This window comes from Listeria monocytogenes ATCC 19117 (genome assembly GCF_000307025.1).
GTDB classification, from domain to species: domain Bacteria; phylum Bacillota; class Bacilli; order Lactobacillales; family Listeriaceae; genus Listeria; species Listeria monocytogenes_B.
Genome location: NC_018584.1, coordinates 449570 through 468119, shown reverse-complemented (window position 1 = coordinate 468119; position 18550 = coordinate 449570). Strand labels below are relative to the sequence as shown.

Annotated in this window: 17 protein-coding genes; 3 read left to right on the top strand and 14 right to left on the bottom strand. The window is 37.6% G+C overall.

Annotation, left to right across the window (positions count from 1 at the left end):
* Nucleotides 1-28: 28 nt before the first annotated feature.
* Nucleotides 29-328 (top strand): hypothetical protein, encoded by a 300-nt coding sequence (locus LMOATCC19117_RS02290; RefSeq protein WP_003722968.1) that lies wholly within the window; start codon nucleotides 29-31, stop codon nucleotides 326-328.
* Nucleotides 329-380: 52 nt separating this feature from the next.
* Here LMOATCC19117_RS02290 and LMOATCC19117_RS02285 read toward each other — a convergent pair whose 3' ends face one another.
* The 5 genes from LMOATCC19117_RS02285 to LMOATCC19117_RS02265 all read right to left on the bottom strand — a co-directional run bounded on the left by LMOATCC19117_RS02285 (nucleotide 381) and on the right by LMOATCC19117_RS02265 (nucleotide 3843).
* Nucleotides 381-791 (bottom strand): hypothetical protein, encoded by a 411-nt coding sequence (locus LMOATCC19117_RS02285; RefSeq protein ID WP_003728112.1) that lies wholly within the window; start codon nucleotides 789-791, stop codon nucleotides 381-383.
* Nucleotide 792: 1 nt separating this feature from the next.
* Complete coding sequence (locus tag LMOATCC19117_RS02280) at nucleotides 793-996, bottom strand: helix-turn-helix transcriptional regulator (RefSeq protein ID WP_003722966.1); 204 nt, start codon at nucleotides 994-996, stop codon at nucleotides 793-795.
* Nucleotides 997-1122: 126 nt separating this feature from the next.
* On the bottom strand, nucleotides 1123-2523 hold the full coding sequence (gene pgdA, locus LMOATCC19117_RS02275; RefSeq protein ID WP_003728113.1) for a peptidoglycan N-acetylglucosamine deacetylase PgdA: 1401 nt from the start codon (nucleotides 2521-2523) through the stop codon (nucleotides 1123-1125).
* Between the two features lie 292 nt (nucleotides 2524-2815).
* On the bottom strand, nucleotides 2816-3625 hold the full coding sequence (locus tag LMOATCC19117_RS02270; protein ID WP_003728114.1) for a ZIP family metal transporter: 810 nt from the start codon (nucleotides 3623-3625) through the stop codon (nucleotides 2816-2818).
* Nucleotides 3626-3651: 26 nt separating this feature from the next.
* Nucleotides 3652-3843 carry a hypothetical protein gene (locus LMOATCC19117_RS02265; protein ID WP_003728115.1) on the bottom strand — a complete coding sequence of 64 codons (192 nt, stop codon included), beginning with the start codon at nucleotides 3841-3843 and terminating at the stop codon, nucleotides 3652-3654.
* Between the two features lie 342 nt (nucleotides 3844-4185).
* Here LMOATCC19117_RS02265 and LMOATCC19117_RS02260 point away from each other — a divergent pair, with 342 nt between their 5' ends.
* Both LMOATCC19117_RS02260 and rph read left to right on the top strand, forming a co-directional pair.
* Nucleotides 4186-5058 (top strand): cell envelope integrity protein TolA, encoded by an 873-nt coding sequence (locus tag LMOATCC19117_RS02260; RefSeq protein WP_003741471.1) that lies wholly within the window; start codon nucleotides 4186-4188, stop codon nucleotides 5056-5058.
* A gap of 199 nt (nucleotides 5059-5257) precedes the next feature.
* Entirely contained in the window at nucleotides 5258-7861 is a 2604-nt protein-coding gene (gene rph, locus LMOATCC19117_RS14950) for a rifamycin-inactivating phosphotransferase (protein WP_003734605.1), read from the top strand.
* 47 nt (nucleotides 7862-7908) lie between these two features.
* Here rph and LMOATCC19117_RS02250 read toward each other — a convergent pair whose 3' ends face one another.
* The 9 genes from LMOATCC19117_RS02250 to mngB form a co-directional block, all read right to left on the bottom strand.
* Nucleotides 7909-10380: an InlB B-repeat-containing protein gene (locus LMOATCC19117_RS02250; protein WP_003724339.1), complete on the bottom strand. Its 2472-nt coding sequence runs from the start codon at nucleotides 10378-10380 to the stop codon at nucleotides 7909-7911.
* Between the two features lie 227 nt (nucleotides 10381-10607).
* A complete protein-coding gene (locus tag LMOATCC19117_RS02245) occupies nucleotides 10608-11030 on the bottom strand; it encodes a NusG domain II-containing protein (protein ID WP_003724338.1) in 423 nt (140 codons plus the stop codon).
* Nucleotides 11031-11042: 12 nt separating this feature from the next.
* Nucleotides 11043-11435, bottom strand: coding sequence for a DUF1149 family protein (locus LMOATCC19117_RS02240; RefSeq protein WP_003724337.1), 393 nt, complete (start codon nucleotides 11433-11435; stop codon nucleotides 11043-11045).
* A gap of 68 nt (nucleotides 11436-11503) precedes the next feature.
* Nucleotides 11504-11884, bottom strand: coding sequence for a VOC family protein (locus tag LMOATCC19117_RS02235; RefSeq protein WP_003728119.1), 381 nt, complete (start codon nucleotides 11882-11884; stop codon nucleotides 11504-11506).
* Nucleotides 11885-11899: 15 nt separating this feature from the next.
* Nucleotides 11900-12907, bottom strand: a complete 1008-nt coding sequence (locus tag LMOATCC19117_RS02230; protein WP_003723118.1) for an inorganic phosphate transporter — start codon at nucleotides 12905-12907, stop codon at nucleotides 11900-11902.
* Nucleotides 12908-13015: 108 nt separating this feature from the next.
* Complete coding sequence (locus tag LMOATCC19117_RS02225) at nucleotides 13016-13414, bottom strand: hypothetical protein (RefSeq protein WP_012681085.1); 399 nt, start codon at nucleotides 13412-13414, stop codon at nucleotides 13016-13018.
* Nucleotides 13405-13821 carry a DUF4064 domain-containing protein gene (locus LMOATCC19117_RS02220; RefSeq protein ID WP_003724334.1) on the bottom strand — a complete coding sequence of 139 codons (417 nt, stop codon included), beginning with the start codon at nucleotides 13819-13821 and terminating at the stop codon, nucleotides 13405-13407. Before LMOATCC19117_RS02220 ends, LMOATCC19117_RS02225 begins: the two co-directional genes overlap by 10 nt.
* A 126-nt stretch (nucleotides 13822-13947) precedes the next feature.
* Nucleotides 13948-15882 carry a BglG family transcription antiterminator gene (locus tag LMOATCC19117_RS02215; protein WP_014929027.1) on the bottom strand — a complete coding sequence of 645 codons (1935 nt, stop codon included), beginning with the start codon at nucleotides 15880-15882 and terminating at the stop codon, nucleotides 13948-13950.
* 32 nt (nucleotides 15883-15914) lie between these two features.
* Nucleotides 15915-18542 carry a mannosylglycerate hydrolase gene (gene mngB / locus LMOATCC19117_RS02210; protein ID WP_072219527.1) on the bottom strand — a complete coding sequence of 876 codons (2628 nt, stop codon included), beginning with the start codon at nucleotides 18540-18542 and terminating at the stop codon, nucleotides 15915-15917.
* Nucleotides 18543-18550 lie beyond the last annotated feature (8 nt).

The following is an 18550-nucleotide window of genomic DNA, read 5'->3' as shown; positions in this document are numbered from 1 at the left end:
GCACTAACAACAAGAAAGGAGCATAATTATGAGAAGCCTGGATGCAGTAGAAATACTCAGACGTGGCGAAACCATTGAGCGTTATAAAGAAGGCGGAAATTCAATGTTACCTTTGATTAAATCGATGCAACCTGTTCGTTTAGAACCGATTGGCATGAGAGAACTCAAAGTCAACGATATCGTATTTTGCAAAGTTCGCGGTAGTTTTTTTACACATAAAATCAGTAAAATCCGCGGTAAACAATATCAAATTTCTAATAATCACAAACACGTGAATGGTTGGATTACACGTAATAGTATTTATGGCATTGTCACCAAAATTTGGTAAATGCTAGGTAACATGCAACGAACAAGTTGGATGTTTTTTATTTTGCCTAAAATCATACTTTTTTTCGGATAATTTCTAGAACAATCATATACGCAAAACAGAAGATAAGAAAAATAATCGTCAGACTCGAAATGGAGATTTGTTCAATCCCATTTAAATTAAGAACAATTAACACAATTGGTATCGTCAAAGCTAAAACAATCAGCAAATAATGGGAGAATGTTTTGCGATTGTTGATATATCTTTCATCTTTTTCTAGTTTTTCTTTCTCATATTCCCGCTTCGTTTTTTCTTCAGATAAGAATACAGAACTCAGTGTACCAATTAAAGCCGCAATAATCATAACAATTGGTGTACCGATATCTCCAAATATTTTTTCCCCTTTAATTATTCCTAAAAGTGGATACATATATATAATAACTACCGCAACCATAATACCTCGATTAATAATGTATCGTTTCATGCTAATTCTCCTCCAGTTGAAAAATCTCTTCTATTGTTAAACGAAAATAGCGTGCCATCTTCAAACTTAGCTCTAAACTAGGATTATATTTACCTTTTTCAATAGCATGGATTGTTTGTCTTGAAACTTCTAATGCTAAAGCTAATTCATTTTGTCCGATTCCTCTTTCTTCCCGCAGCTGTTTCACTTTATTACGGACTTTCAATTAACCACCACCAAATAAGAAGTATTTACAGTTATTATAAAATAAATACAGCTTCACGTAAAGAAAACTTTACATTTCGTATAAAAAAAGTAGCTAAAATGATTCATTCATCTTAGCTACTGATTTTTATTTCACCATTCTTGAATCTGTTTTATCGAAATATTGCTTCCCAATTTGCAATTTCTCGCCATAAAGTTCATCAATAGTAACAAACTCATATCCTTGATTCTTTAATTTAGTCAATGTAGCGTCAAGGCTCGCAGCAGTGGTTTTATGAATATCATGCATTAGTACAATCGCTCCGTCCGTTGCACCAGCAAGGACTTTTTTCGTTACTATACCAGCATTTTTGTTTTTCCAATCTTCTGTATCAACAGACCACTGAATTATTGGAAGACCAATCTCTTCAGCCACCTGTTTGTTTACTGCACCATATGGAGGGCGCATTGTAGTTGGAAAATATCCAGTTTGATCAAATACTGCTTTTTGCGTTTTTAAAATTTGGTTGTACACTTCTTGTGTCGATTGTTTAGTTAATTGCGGGTGATCCCATGAGTGGCTGCCAACTTGGTGCCCTTCCTCTAATTCACGTTTTACTAAACCCGGATTTTGTATGACACTAGAGCCAAGTACAAAGAATGTCGCTTTTACATTGTGGCGTTTCAATGTATCAAGTACGCCTGGTGTTACCGAGGCACTTGGACCATCATCAAAAGTAAGCGCAATTCGCTTGTTGGTTTTTGCTTTTGGCACTTCTGGAACTTTCACACTGCTTGGTAAGTAGCGTTTATTCACAGAACTAGCAATATCAGCAAGTTTTACTTTTACTTTATTCGGTTCCGGTGCACCTGGTATTTTTACTGGCAAAATTAGTTCAGAGTTCGTAATTTCGAAATCTGTTTGATTCCATTTCACTAAACTCTTAATTTCCCCAAGATTCCCAACATCTTTTAAAGAAAAACCCCCTGTTTTAATCAGTTCTTCTTCAACAGCTGTTTTTAAATTTAATTTAGTTTGATTACTTTTTATTAATACTTCCCCAAGTGTTAACAAAGCACCTGTTTCTGCGTCGGTTACTATGTTTTTGCAAATATCTTTTTTATCTTTGAGTACAAATTTAGTTCTACCTTCTTTTACGTACTCTGATTGAACAGCTTTATAAGATATTGCTTGCTCGGCCATTCTATGCTTTTGGTAAGTGTAAAAAATAATCCCTTGAGTTTCTTTATCTCTATTTAACTTTTTAACCTCTGCATCTGTGGCCTTTTCAATTTCTTTTTGGATAATTTCGTTGTCTTTTTTCTCAGTTGTTTTAGGAATGTAAGAAATGATTTCCACTCCATTTTCTTTCTTATCCAAGCGGCGGAAATTTCCTCCATCTTGGTCTTTCATTAGTCTGTCCATCTGCATTATTACTTTGTTGCGCGACTTTGAAAATTGGTATTTTTGGAAACCTATTACACCAACAAAAACCACGGCAATAATGAGAACGGTAACTAGTGAAAGTCTAATCCACCTAATTTTCACATTATGCACCTCACCTTAGAAAAACCTTCCCCAGCTTTTCTTATAAAACAATTATACATGAAAAAAAGCAACTTTCTAGCTTTTGTACTAAAATAGGAAAAAAGGACCAACAATTCTATAACAATTGTCAAAAAAAAGACACGGATAAAGTGGGAGCTTTTACCGTGTCCGATTTATAGTTACAGGATTACCCCTGAAAACTAACATATTGTGAAGTATTTCACTATTAATTTTACCGTAAAAAAACGCATTCCGCAAATATTAAATGTCGTTTTTTGTCCAGTTTATTATTTTATCCTAACGCAACATCTAAAACCATCATTACTGCAAATCCCGCCATCGTTGCAGCAGTTGCTAAATCGGTCGAACCTTCTACTTGAGATTCAGGAATTAATTCCTCTACAATAACAAAAATCATTGCACCTGCTGCAAAGGCCAGCGCAAACGGCAAAATAGGTGTAACAAAAACAACCAATACAGCACCAATTACAGCGAAAATTGGTTCAACTACCGCTGAAAGTTGGCCATACCAGAAACTTTTCCCTCTCGAGAGCCCTTCTCCGCGCAAAGGAATGGATACTGCCGCTCCCTCTGGAAAGTTTTGAATACCAATACCAAGCGCCAAAACTATTGCAGTAATAAGCGTCTCCGTGTCTCCAGTTATCACTGCTCCGAAAGCTACCCCAACAGCTGCCCCTTCTGGAATATTATGAATAGTAATGGAAAGAACCAGTAAGATACTTTTTCGAAGAGAAGTTTTTGGTCCTTCCTTCGCTTGCTCTGGAAACCCGAAATGTAAATGTGGAATAATACGGTCAATAACACGTAAAAATATTCCCCCAAGCAAAAAGCCAACTAGAGCTGGTACGAAGGAAAACTTCCCTAAATCTTTACTCATTTCGATTGCAGGGGCAAGAAGCGACCAGAAGCTTGCTGCGAGCATAACGCCTGCAGCAAATCCTAGCATAACATTGCCCCATTTTTTATTTAGATTTTTAAAGAAAAATACGAGTGAAGCTCCTGCTGCGGTACAAGCCCATGTAAAAATACCGGCAAGAAGTGCTAACAGTACCGGATTTAGTGACGATAAGTAATTTAACAATTCATGCTCTCCCTTTTCCTATGCTTTTATTTACCAGACCAGCCTTGTTTAAAGCCTTGAGCAAATGCACGAGTCTTATTTACGCCTGTTTTCACAGCCCAAATGGAACTATAAACAGATAGTTTAGCTGCCGTTCCAGCAACATTTCCAGTTTTCCGTGCAACTTTCTCTACCTTTGCTCCGATTTCTTCACCAATTTCTTCTATCGGTTTCGCCATTTCTAGCACCTCCAAAGCACTTGTCTTTCCTTCATCATAAAGCAATCAATCGGATTATTCAAGCTGCTTCCTCTTTATCCTTTTCACTAATACGCTTCCTTTCGCTATGATGAATTTCTAGCTAATTCATCTAACCTCGACATTCTGATTAATCTCCATTTACTTAGACAACTACTGTCTTTTTAGCAAAATATGTAATTTTTTTATCATTTTTTTGATTTTCTGAACATTTTCATTGAATTTCTTTGTAAAAAGTACAAAAAACGGCTGATTTAACTTGTGCATTAACTCACATTATGCATATAATAATTTTGTTAGACAAAAAGGGAGAGGAAGATGTATATGACGGGATTAGGAACTTTATTGTTTCTAGTAGGTATTGGTGTATTGATTTTTGGACTGGTGAGCTTTAGAAGGAAAAATTGGCCTCGTAAAAAAACACAAATCATTATTATTAGTTCTATTTTAGCTATTATTATTGGTGTTGGAATTATTCCGACCACAGACGAGGAAGCCTCAACTGAAGAACCAACCAAACAAGAAGAAAAAACGGAGAAAGTTGATAATACCCCAATTTTAAAAGCAGAAACGACTTTTACAACAGATGATGAAGGTACCTTGGTCGTCGAAGGGAAAACAAATCCAGGGGCAGAAGTAACGCTTGATTTCGTTGCAATTCCTGACGCCGTGACTACAGCTGATGAGAACGGCGCTTTCAGTCTTTCTGTAAATCAACTGGATAAAGCACAAGATGCCGTTCTTTCTATTGTCATTGATGGCCAAACGAAAGAACAAACGCTTAAACTAGCACTAACCCCTGCTTACGAAACAAAACTTACTGCTAAAGCGGAAGCAGAGCGAGTAGCCGCGGAAAAAGCGGAAGCAGAACGAGTAGAACGCGAACGTGTAGCAGCGGAAGAAAAACGCGCAGCTGATGCAAAAATTGCGGCTGAAAAGAAAGCCGAAGAAGCTAGAGTGGCAGCCGAGAAAAAAGCTGCGGAAGAAAAACGGGTTGCAGCAGAACGTTCAAAAGCTGCAGCTGCACAACCGGACACGAGTAACGAACAAGGACAAATGGTTTATATCACTGCTACTGGCAAAAGATATCATTATGATCAAAATTGTCGCGGCTTAAATAACTCTAATGGCGAAACTGCTGTGACAGTTGCTCAAGCAAAGGCACAAGGCTTAACTTTATGTAAATTTGAACAATAAAAATAAAGCAAAATTTCTTATCATGAGAAATTTTGCTTTTCTATTTGTTTTTAATTGAATTTAGGCTAGATTCATGGTAAATTTAGATAGATAATATCGGTAAAATATACTAATGTAAAGCAATCCCTACTTTAATTATACAACAAGAGGTTCTTTACAGTCAAGTATTATTTTTCGAAAAAAATTGGGGGATAAATATATGAAACCATATGTACTCAAGTTTCAAGAAATACGGCCGCATTCAGAAGCACTTGTCGGTGGTAAAGGAATGAATTTAGGTGCTTGCTCTAATATCGAAGGAGTACATGTTCCCGCAGGTTTTTGCCTGACAACAGAAGCTTACAAGCGAACCTTAGCGGAAAACAATGAATTTACGCAACTGCTCCAACGCCTTTCTTCCCTAAAAACAAGTGACATGGATGCTATTAGAGAAATCAGCGAAACGATTCGAACGCTTATTCAACATACACAAATCCCCTCTGAAATAGCGAGTTATATGGATGCTACGCTTTTAGATGTGGGTGGGTATGAGATGCCTTTCGCCGTACGTTCTAGCGCCACTGCCGAAGACCTTCCCCACGCTTCCTTCGCTGGGCAACATGATACGTATTTAAATATTATTGGTAAAGATGCCTTATTACAACATATCAGTATGTGCTGGGCTTCTTTGTTTACCGAACGCGCGATTATTTATCGCATTCAAAATCAGTTCGATCATCGTAAAGTCCAACTTGCCGTCGTTATTCAACAAATGATTTCCCCCGAAGCATCCGGAATCCTATTTACGGCTGATCCAATTACATCGAATCGCAAATCCCTCTCTATCGATGCCAGTTTCGGGCTAGGTGAAGCGCTTGTTTCCGGTTTAGTTTCTGCTGACTCATACACAGTCCGAGAAAATACTATTACGAACAAAATAATCGCTACTAAAAAACTCGCCATTTACAGTTTAAAAGAAGGTGGAACGGAGACTCGCATACTTGAAAAATCACAACAAACCAAGCAAACATTAACTGACCAACAAATAATACAACTTGCGAAACTTGGTAGAAAAATCGAAGCCTATTTTGGGAAACCACAAGATATTGAATGGTGTTTAGCGGAAGGTGCTTTTTACATTGTTCAGAGTCGACCTATCACGACTTTATATCCAATTCCAGAAGTAAACGAACCCGGCAATCGTGTTTATATTTCTGTTGCACATCAGCAAATGATGACTGACGCGATGAAACCACTGGGACTTTCCTTTTATTTAATGACGACTCCCGCCACGATGTATACAGCAGGAGGGCGGTTGTTTGTCGATATTACTCAGAGCCTGTCAGCCAAAGTTTCTCGCGATATGATGGTCAATTCACTCGGTCAATCAGACCCACTTATTAAAGATGCCTTGCTCACTGTAATTAACAAAAAAGGATTCCTGCCTCCACTACCAACCGAGGAAAATCCAAGCCATGCGACCGTTTCTGGAAAACCACCCGTACGTAGCATTCCTGATTCATCTAGCGTTTTTGAATTAGTTCGAAACAGCGAAAACTCCATAAAACACTTGAAGCAATCCATCGAAACGAAAAGCGGATCTGATTTGTTTGATTTTATCGTAGAGGATTTGGAAGAATTAAAGCGAGTTTTATTTAATCCTACTAGCATTGATGCCATTATGGCAGGTATGGACGCTTCAGCTTGGTTAAATGAACATATCTACCAGTGGCTCGGAGAAAAAAATGTCGCCGATAAACTGTCAGAATCAGCCCCAAACAATATTACTTCACAAATGGGACTTGAATTATTAGATGTAGCTGACGTCATTCGCCCCTACCCTGCTGTCAGAGCCTATTTAGAACAAACGAAAAACCCTGATTTCATGAATGAACTAGCTACTTTAGAAGGTGGTGCAGAAACCAAAAAAGCGCTAGAAGATTACCTTCAAAAATACGGGATGCGCTGTGCGGGTGAAATTGACTTAACCAAAACTCGTTGGATTGAAAACCCGCTAACGCTTATTCCGCTGATTTTAAGTAACATCAAAAATTTCGACTCCAGCGCGAGTATGCACAAATTTGCTCAGGGAGAAAAAGAAGCTTTCCATAAAGAACAAGAAATCCTAAGACGTTTGCAAGAGCTTCCGGACGGGGAACAAAAAGCGATGGAAACAAAAGAAAAAATCGATATTTTACGTCATTTCATCGGCTATCGTGAGTATCCTAAATACGGGATGATTAATCGCTACTTTATTTACAAACTGGCTTTACTTCGAGCTGGCGAACAACTTGTAAAAGATGGCATTCTGCAAGAGCATGAAGATATTTATTTTCTTTACTTTGAGGAACTGCGCGAAGTCGTGCGTACTGGTCAAGTTGATTACGAACTTATTAACGCTCGAAAACGTGATTTCGCCACTTTTGAAAAATTAACGCCACCACGCATCCTTACTTCTGATGGAGAAATGATTAACGGCGAATACAAACGCGAAAATCTCCCTAAAGACGCCATTCTTGGACTTCCAGTTTCATCAGGGACAGTTGAAGGTCGCGCTCGCGTCATTTTAGAAATGGAAAAAGCGGATTTAGAAGATGGCGATATTCTTGTTACGGCTTATACTGACCCTAGTTGGACTCCCGCATTTGTATCTATTAAAGGGCTTGTGACCGAGGTTGGCGGGCTTATGACGCACGGAGCAGTGATTGCGCGCGAATACGGCCTTCCCGCTGTCGTGGGTGTCGAAAATGCAACTACCATTATAAAAGATGGCCAGCAAATTCGCATCAATGGGACAGAAGGCTATATTGAGATTCTTGATTAAACCAAAAACCCAGTAATCTCCATTTTAGGAAATACTGGGTTTTTTAATTATGCTTTTTTTCTCCAAATATAAAACGCGGATGATGAAAGTAATATCCCGGCGAATAGTGTTTGCCACGGGTTATTATCTCCAGTTTTCGGAAGTTTAGCTGTTGTTAGTTCTGGAGTATTTTCCCCTGCTGTTACTGTGATGTTATTATTTTGGGCTGGCATACTAGTTGCACTCGGTTCATTTATAGTGATTGATCCATTGGTAGGTTTCGAGTCTGATTCGTCAGATGGGCTAGGAATAAGTGGCGTTTCTTTACTGAAATGTGCGTACAAATTAATATCGTTCGCAGGCATTTTCATCGTGTTAAAATCCCATTTTGTTCCGCCTACTTCTGCGTCATACCACCCATCGAAAAGGAAACCTTGTTTGGTTGGAGCAGTCGGTTCATTAAGTAAGGTATCATATGTTATCGTTTCATTCGTTACCGCACCATCTATATCAAAATTAGCTTGATAGTTGTTGATGGTAAAATGCGCATATAAAGTGACATCATTTGCGGGCATTTTCATTGTTTTGAAATCCCACTTATTACCGCCTGTTTCTGCGTCATACCAGCCATCAAATGTATAACCTTGTTTAGTTGGAGTCGCCGGTTCATTGAGTAAGGCATCGTATACTATTGCTTCATTCGTTACCGCACCATCTATATCAAAATTCACTTGGTAACTGCTGACAGTAAAATGTGCATATAAAGTAACATCATTTGCGGGCATTTTCATCGTTTTGAAATCCCACTTATTACCGCCTGTTTCTGCGTCATACCAACCATCGAATGTATAACCTTGTTTGGTTGGAGCGGTCGGTTCATTGAGCAAAGTATCGTATACTACCGCTTCATTCATTACTGCGCCATCTATATCAAAATTCACTTGATAACTATTTACGGAAAAATGGGCATATAGCATGAGATCATTTGCAGGCATTTGCCCAGTTGTAAAGTCCCATTTTGTTCCACCTGTTTCGGCGTCGTACCAACCATCAAATGTATAACCTTGTTTGGTCGGGTTCGTAGGTTCTGGAATTAGATCTTCTTCTGTTACAGTTTTTACTTCGCTTGTATTGCCGTCTATATTAAATGTGACATTGTAGTCTACTGGCTCATTTAGCGGTTGAATTATGATACCAGTATAACTACTTGTGGTTGATCCCACCGCCACATCTTGCTTGAATGTATATCTTACTTCTGGAAGATAGCTCGGCGAAGACCAATTCACGTTTGGCGCGTCGTAGGTTCCATTATTGCTAATTGTCTTAGGAGTAACTAGTGTTCCATCTATGCTAGTTATATTATTCGGAACAGATAATGTCTTCGAAAAATTACGTGCTGGTTTTTTTATCACCTGATTTGCAAAGTCAGCGGAATCCATTTTACTTAAACTTGCTAATGGTCTTATGTCTGTAATATGATTTTGCGATAAAAATAAAGTAGTTAAATTAGTTAATCCACCAATCACTTCCATATCTTCATTCCCAAGTTGATTATTATTCAAGAATAAAGAATTCAATTGGGAAAGATTATTTAGAACAGATATATCACTAATTTGGTTACTACCAACATTCAACATTTTTAATTTAGTTAAATCTTTAACCGCATTAATATCGCTAATTTGATTGGTACCGATTTCTAGCCAAGTTAATTGTGATAGATTAGCTAATGGGCTTAAATCAGTAATTTTATTATTTCCTATCTTTAAAGAATTTAGCCTTGTCATATTAGCTACAGGAGTAATATCAGTAATTTGATTCACATATGCTGTAAAATAATGTAAACTTGTCAAACTAGCTAGCGGACTTATATCTTCAATTTGATTATAATTCAAACTTAAACTATATAAGTCGGTTAAATTGGCTATTGGTGTCACATCTTTTACTTTAGACTCCGTGACTGTCAAATAATTCAAACCTGTCATATTGCTTAACGGACTTAAATCACTGAGGTTATGATTAGCCCCCAAATTCAAAGAATACATTTTAGTTAAATTTGCTAATGGACTAATATCGCTAATATTATCTTCATTAAGATATAGCTCCCTTAAATTAGTTAAGTTTTGCAAGGCACTAATATCAGTGATTTTATTAGTTCCAATATACAGATTCGTTAATTTAACTAAATTACTTAATGGGCTAATATCAGTAATTTGGTTTCCATTAAGGTTTAAGTACTCCAAATTAGTTAAATACTCGATCCCTTGAATGGAGGCTACTTTTTCCCCGGCTACTACTAATTTCGTAATGCTTTCTAATTCTTCTTGTGTCACTACATCTGTGACACTTGCTTTTTGAAGCACTGCTCGTATTCCTTCTGCTAAATCTGCATCTGGGAAAATTTGATTAATTGGAGCTGGTGGCGTGGCTAAAGTTGCTGCTTTAACCTCATTATTACCCTGAATACCTAATACCATGAACAAAAGGCTCAAGACAGTCATTATGGAAATTAATTGTTTAAAAAAATTATTTTTCGCTTTCATTTTAGTACCTTCCTTCAACTAAGCTTACTTACAATCATTATTATGGCTTATTGATTGTAACACCGTATTTTGAAGTAGTTGTCTAATTTTAATATGCAAATTTCCGCTTCTTATTTTTGTTTCTTAGATACCTAAGTAGCAACCATGAAAACACGTGACATAAATTTGACAATAATTTTTAAATTAGTTGGTTCAAACAAAAAAACACACTAATCGCTTAGTGTGTTTTAATTCGGCACAATTAAATCTGTATCGGGGTCTTTGCTTTTTTTGTTTGTCGATTTTATCTCTACGAAAACTTTATGTGGTAAACAAACAATGGTGTCACCGGCTTTGGATTTCCAGCCCATTTTGACGCCTACTTGGTCTGGACTGTTGTCTTCTTTTATTCGAATCCGCTCGCCATCTACTTCCATCAAATTATATTGCGCGCCTTTTCCTTTAATCGTAAACTGCTCATTTCCTTTGTGCCCAGTTAGCGGGATTTCCCGAACCACTTTGCCATCTTGTGAAATAACTGCTACGACATCATCGCCCACGTGCTTTGCTTCAGCGACAGAAAATAATATTAGTGGTAAAAACGAACCCAAGATTAGTAAAATAATAATTACAAAATCAAACGGACGTACCATTTTCATATATTGACGCATTTTCTCTCCTAACTAGCTATTATGATTAGCGTTAAAATCCAAGCTAACTCCCGGTTCATCAAATGCGATTTCTGTTACATCATATGTTAAGCGTTTGATGTAGTCAATTAGTGGATTGGATAAGCCTTCAACATCTACAGCTTCTAAATCGGAAAAATCTCCAAAAAAGTCTTTTAATTGAATAATACGGCTGATTCTACCGTCAATCCGGAAATTTTCAAGGACTAATAAAAAAGGAATTGTGATTTTAAAAATTTTTCCTTTTGACATAAGTTCCACATTTCCATTGACTGGCTCGACTTCATGGACCTCTAATTCAATTTTGTTTTCGAATTGCTCATTTTCTTCCATGATTGTTTCAAAATTATACTTTTCTACGACAATTTTATTAGTTACGATATCCATAAAATTCACCTCATTTGTAGTATGTACCCCGTATATTACACGATAACTAAGTTCCTAGCAAATCAATACTACCACGTAATTTCGATGCGATTGCCTTCTGGGTCTAGCACGACACTTTCGTAGTATCCGTCTCCTGTCATTCTTGGTTCACCCGCAATTGCAAAACCATCTTGTCTTAGTTTTTCAGTTAGCTCATCTACTGCTTCTTTTGTTCCTGTTGAAATAGCGATGTGCGCCCAGCCTAAGTTTTCCCCAGTTGTTTTTCCTGTTACATCCGTCCGACTCATAATTTCAAGTCTTGCTCCGTCTTCAAACGAAAGAAAGTAAGAATTGAAGCCTTTTGTTTTGTTTTCATATAAATCATTGGCCGTTGCACCAAAATAAGTGACGTAAAATTGCTTCATTTGTTCTAAATTAGTTGTCCATAATGCAACATGTTCTATTTTCATTTAAAATCCTCCTTATTATAAAAAAATAGCTGCTGATATCCAGTATACCACTGCTGCCAAAAGTCCAGCTAGTGGTAACGTGATAAACCAAGTTACAACCATATTTTTTCCCGTACGCCAATTGACTTCTTTTTTATGGTTAGCTGTTCCGACACCCATAATCGAGCTGTCAATAACTTGCGTAGTGCTGACTGGCAAATGAATCAAAGTAGCTGTCATGATTACAGAAAGTGAGCTTAAATCGGACGCAACACCTGTAACTGGGGTGATTTTCATGATTTTAGTTCCTACTGTTTTGATGATTCGATAACCACCAACAGACGATCCAATCGCCATCGATGCCGCACAACTTACTTGCACCCAAAAAGGAATACCAGCTGACTCTTTCAAAAGCCCACTCGCAACTAAAGCAAGCGTGATAATTCCCATCGTTTTTTGGGCATCATTTGTGCCGTGTGAATATGCTTGGGCGGCAGCTGTTCCAATTTGGATAAAACGAAAGCGTCGATTCATCTTCCCAAGCTTTTTGTCGTGAAAAAGATGCTTAAAGAGTGAATAAATCAAATAACCTACTGTAAAACCGATAATCGGCGAGATAATGAGTGCAATAATAATAGTTGTAAATCCTGACCAATTAAGCACGCTAAAACTACTGGCTGATGCGATGGAGGCCCCAGCTATCGCACCGATAAGCGCATGCGAGGAACTACTAGGCATGCCAACAAGCCAAGTCATCAAATTCCAAATCACTGCCGCAATTAAGCCGCATAAAACGACAAACTCTCCATTATTAAGCGAAAATGGATCTACAATACTTTTGGTGAGCGATTCAGCTACTCCGGTAAACGAAATGGCTCCCAGAAAATTCATGACTGCCGCAATTCCAATTGCCACTCGCGGTTTTAAAGCTCTAGTTGAAATACTTGTGGCCACAGCATTTGCAATATCATGAAATCCATTTATAAAATCAAATGCTAAGCCCATTATAACGATAATAACCGTAATTAAAATAACCGTATCCATTCAGCAGTTCCCCTTGTCGATATTCACTTTTTTATTGTCTATACCCCTTTTATAGAAATATAAAAAGAATCTGCTCCTGTATTAGGTAGCAGATTCTCGTTGGTGTTATTAAAAATCTTCAAAATTATCCATATCGTACTCGTACCCGTCGTCATAATCATAGTTATAACCGTCCATCATATTATGCATTCCACCATCATTCACCGCAAAAAAGATTATAAAAATAAAAGCCATAATCGCCATTAATGTATTTAGTACCGCAATACCAATACCACTAATTAGTAGTCCTAAATTTTGCTTCATGACTTCTCCTTTATTACGTACGATCAGGTAAATAACAAGAATAATAATGACATTAATGAAAACCATTAACAGACACCAAAGAATTGCGTTCATTCCGCGTTGTTCAGCATCTTTATAAATCCAAATTGCTAAAAGGACTTTTGCTGCTAGTCCTAAAAAAATCGCAAAAATAAAAAATATTGGTAAGAACGTTATCATTCCCATTTTGTCCCCTCATCTTCTTTAGAATTTGTTTTGTATTCTTTTTTTGTAATTGTTAAAATTCCTGCAATCAAAAATAAAATTCCGTGAATAGTAAATACTTGCAATCCACCCAAAACGATAAAACAAACGCCTAATGTTTTTACTTTTGGCCCGTCACTTTTGACTTTAAATGCACCGATAAATCCAAAAACTGCTGATCCGAGTGCAAAAAATGCAGCAACTACTGAAAAGAAAGTAATTATCCCAAGTACAATCGTTTCTTCTGAGCTACTATAATAACCAAAAGTATCAGCTACCATTAGGGTATTAAGTCCAAAAATAATGGTATACAACATAGCACCTAGAAAAGTTAAAATGCTTAATGAAGCCCCCACAATAAGTAATGTAAATTCTGTTTGTCTGTTCATTAAATCCTCCATATATTTAGTTATTATTCTTATAGTGTACCATGAAATAACCTATCACTAAACGAAAAATGGTAAAATTCACGAAAAATTCACGAAAAAACCACTTCCTAAAAAAGGAAGTAGCTTTTATTTTTTCTTCAAAATATCATTTGCTAAAGCAGTGAATGCATGAAAGTCGGAAAGCCTTGAAAGCTTCTCACCATATTCTTCGCGTACTAATTCTACTAGCAATTCATAAATATTAATGGCTTCTTCATAATCATTTTTGCTAATACATAATAAAAATACGGCGCGAACGGATTGTTTTTGATCCCATTTGATTGGTTTATCTAATATCCGAATAACGATTTTTGTTTCTTTGGCCATTAGTCCGAGTGGATGTGGGATTGCTATTCCGGTTCCGAGTACAGTTGAGCCTAATTTTTCACGTTCAAGAACCGATTGCAAGAAGCCTTCACCAACAATATTTTGTTGGCGTAATGAGTCAACCATTTCTTCTAAAATTGCTGTTTTGTTTGTCATACTGCTTCTGGCAAAAAAATCAGCTGTGAAAAAATTCGATAGAAAGCCGCGGTTAGGATCGGTTTGTTCTTGAATAATGGCACCAAGCATTTTTAATTCTTCATTGGTTGGGATATTGCTGATTTTGATGACCGGTTTATTTTTCTCAGGTATTCTAACGGTGGAGAGAATGATATCTTCTTCAATATGGATAAAACGGTTATATTCTTGGATTGAAACTACTTTTGTAATATCGAGATTACTCACTGCTGACTTTACTTTCGCTTCTACAATTCGTGCTGTTCCAAAGCCTGACCCACAAACAATCAAGGCTGATTTATGACGATAGTAAGAGATTTGATAATTCCGCTCTAAGGATGCCCCAATATGCAGCGCTAAATAGGCTAATTCATTTTGATTAATGTCATACGGGTAGTCTTTTTTTAGTGATTCCACTGCATCGAGCGTGATTTCGTAGGCTAAAGGGTAATAGCGTTTAATGTGCTCTGTCATTGGATTTTTGACGGTCATATGGTATTTTACTCGATATAACATGGAATGAATATGAGCAACAAGGTCCTTTTTAAGCTGCATATCATCTTGTAAATGATAAAAGTAATGGGACTCAATGCGGTTCAACATGCCTTCAATATACGCGTAATCATCAAATTCGCTAATTTCTTTATCTTCTACATTCAGAATTCGTTTGCTGGCGATTTGGAGAAGCAAATAATTTTTGTCCGCATCCGCAATGTCTATTTCGAAAAGCGACTCTATAATAGTAGACAATTTAGTCGCAATCGCGATTTCTTCTTCACTAACATCCGTTAATTCAAACTTTTCCAACGTATGACCGAGTTCAATTCGTTCCACCAAAATCATCATATGTAAAAGTAAGCTTTGAAGCGCTTCGTCTGTGAAACGAATGTTGGTCGCAAAAAAATAATCCGTCACAGCTGTCATTAATTTTTGCAGTTTATCTTTTTGTTTGTGCCATTCGAAAAATGTTTCTAAGTAGGATTCCGGGGCGTTTTTGGAAGCAATTAACGCGGTTAGAGCATAGCGCATTTTTTCTTCTTCTCCGATGATTTTCACGCCGCTACCTGGTTTTGAGACGAGCGTTAAATCATACACCGCAATAACTTTTCGTACTTGCTTCATATCATTTGAAATGGTTGCACGGCTAGCAAAAATCGTATCTGCCAAGTCTTCCAATTTAATATAGTCGCCGCTTGATAGCAGCATGAAAATCTCGTATTTCACGCGTTCTTCGGGATTATCAAGGTCAAAATAACCCGCATTTTTTGGTTTGTTTTTTTCGGCCTGAAAAGCTTGAAAAACCAACGAATCAAGGATTTCGATTTTGTATCCCGCGCCTCGAGTTAGCGTTATCGTTGCCCCGTAGCTTTCGAGAAATTCAGTTAGTTTAGCAATATCTGTTCGTATCGTACGTTCGGAAATATGTAAATCTTGGCTGAGTTTCTGAGCTGATAAGTGGCTACCCGCATCAAGGAGCATGCCATATAGTGTTTCCAAACGTTTATAAGCGAAATATCCCATTATTAGCAGCTCCTTTTTTAGGTAGTTAAGCGTTATTTTTCAAATAAATAGCTTTGTACTTTTGCATGTTTTAATCTCGTTTGTTTCTCGTTTGATTCGCTTTCATCCAAGTGGCGTTCCTTGCCTTGGAAAACTTCTGGAATGGTAATTTCTTTTTGTAAATATGGATTGAAAAAGCGTGTAATGAAGGCATCGGCGTCTTCGGCTTTTTTTACTGCACTAATAATCGCTCCATCTATTGTCGGAAGTGCCAAGCTATATGTGGCATCTAGCGTTTTTTCTTCATCGCGGTAAACATAAATCAAGCGGCCGTTTAGAAAATCAGACATTTGGTAAACTGGCGGGTTCGATAGATATTCTTTTGCTTTTTTCGCGATATCCGCTTCGTCAAAAGAGCTTTCGAATAAAGTTAGCGCAAATGTGGCATTTATTTCGCCAAGCAGTTGTGCGTCTGGTGTCGCAACGATTGACTCACCGGAAGCGCGACCAGGACGATATAGTAAATCAGTTTTACCCATATGGCTAAATGTGCGGAACAGGGTTAGCGAGATCGTATCGTAATTTTCGCCAATGATTTCATATTCGCGTACGCCCTCTGTCATTACAGCAACCCCATGAGCTTCATCGTGTAAGCTGACAAAACTTTGCATAGCTTCAATCGAAATTGGCGCTTCTTGCCATTCTTCTGCTTCCCATACATCCATTTCTGGAAGACGAACCGGACGCTGGATTGGTGCGAATAATTGATCAGCTGTTGAGAATTTGCTAGCAATTTCGGTGGCGAATGTAACACATAAACGATGACTCAATACTTGATTAGCAACTTGTACATCAAAGCGAATGAGTTCTTCATTTTTACGTAAAGAAATTACTGTTTTGATAGTCATTTCGTTACTTTTTTCACCATTTGCACGTTCTTCTAAATTATACGGTACATTTAACTTGAAGGAAATAGTTAATGTTTGGTTGACGCTTGATATACTAGACTCTAGGCTTTCCACTACCGCTTCTTCCGATGAGATTACAAGGTCTTTACGTGGTGGCGAATAGTTATACGAATCGCCATCATCGCCATTTTCCACAAAAAGCATTTGATCTGTATAGGTTCTGCCCGCTTTTTTATCATGAATCGTGAGTGAATTGTTGGCAGCTAGCTGGATTTCATAAAATTCGTTTTCGATTTTTGTCATGGTGGATTGTGTTGGTTCTTGCTCCGCTGTTTCTTTTTCTAAATTAAAGTAGATGGTGTCGTAGCCTAGCGCCGGAAGACTATTTACGTTTACTAGCATTGTTGCTAAAAAGACTTTTTCTGGCAAATAAATGGATTTGCTAGGATTTAGGTCGATATGTTGATTTAAGACGTAATCAGTTAGGTCTGTTTTTTCTAAAATCGTGTATTCAAGCGTGTTTCCTTGCGTATCTTCTATCTCGAAATTATCTTCTGGGATATACGCGGTCATTTTAATCACACCGCTTTTTTCGTATGGTAGTGGGTTGAAAACGGTAAATTGGAACGGTTGTTTTTGTTCGATTTTTTCGCTGATTAGGCGCATGTTTAAATCGAGTAAATTGGTCGCTAAATCCGAAGCCAATTTGTAACGATGTTTGACGTCGCGGTTGGTTGTATCACTATTACAGCCGCCAATGCTATCATGTGCAGCATTTTCAAACATTAACTTCCAAATTTCTGCGAGTTCATTGTGCGGATAGCGATTTCCAAGAGAGTAGCTGATGGAAAGAACCGGCTCTAATACATTACTTAAAAAGTTTTCGATTTCATTGTTTGCTTGTTTTAAATCAGCTCGAGTAGAGAAAATCGATTTGTGCAGCCGACTATGTTTTCCTTCTGTTAGTTCACCAGCAATGACTGGCAAATTGGTCACATCTTTTTCTAAGTCCGCGAAAAATGTTTCTGGTGATGCGATTTGGTATTCCCGCGTGCTATCTAATTCATTGAATTTCGCAACTAATTCTGGCAAATTTTCCCTAACTGGCGCTTGGTCTAAGCCATTTGGGAAATAGACATTTCGCGTTGAGGCCTTCTCTTCCAGAGCACCAATTTGATCATCCAAATAGGTTTTAAGTTCGGCTTCGTTTTCCGGAATGTTCGCGCCGTAGTAATAGCCAAACGGAATTTGCTCTGCTAGCATTTCCGTCCCATCATCACCGCGCCAGATAAATTCGGTTTGTTTTAAGCGATTATCGGCAACTCCGCGCCAAAACAGAAACTTTGAAATTCCAAATTCTTTATAAATTTGTGGCATGTTCCCGCCTTGTCCGAACGCATCCGGGACATAACCGACAGCCATGCTATGTCCCATTTCGCGTGCAATTCTCGTACCATATAACAAGTTTCTAACAATCGACTCTTGTGAAATGACTAATTGGTCCGTTTGTGTGTACCATGGCCCGGTAATAAGCCGTTTTTCAGCAATCAGTTTTTCTAATCTTGTTTTATCTTCCGGGCAGTAGTGCAAATAATCTTCTATTAACGAGCTTTGCGCATCCATTAAGTAAAAATGGTAATCGTCTTTCGCTTCCAATGTTTCAATTACTTCTTTTAAATGCTTCACTAAATAGATTGTTGAACGGCTTGAAGTGAAATACCATTCTCTATCCCAGTGCGAATGCGGAATTACGTGTACTTTCGTTTTAGCCATTTTCATTA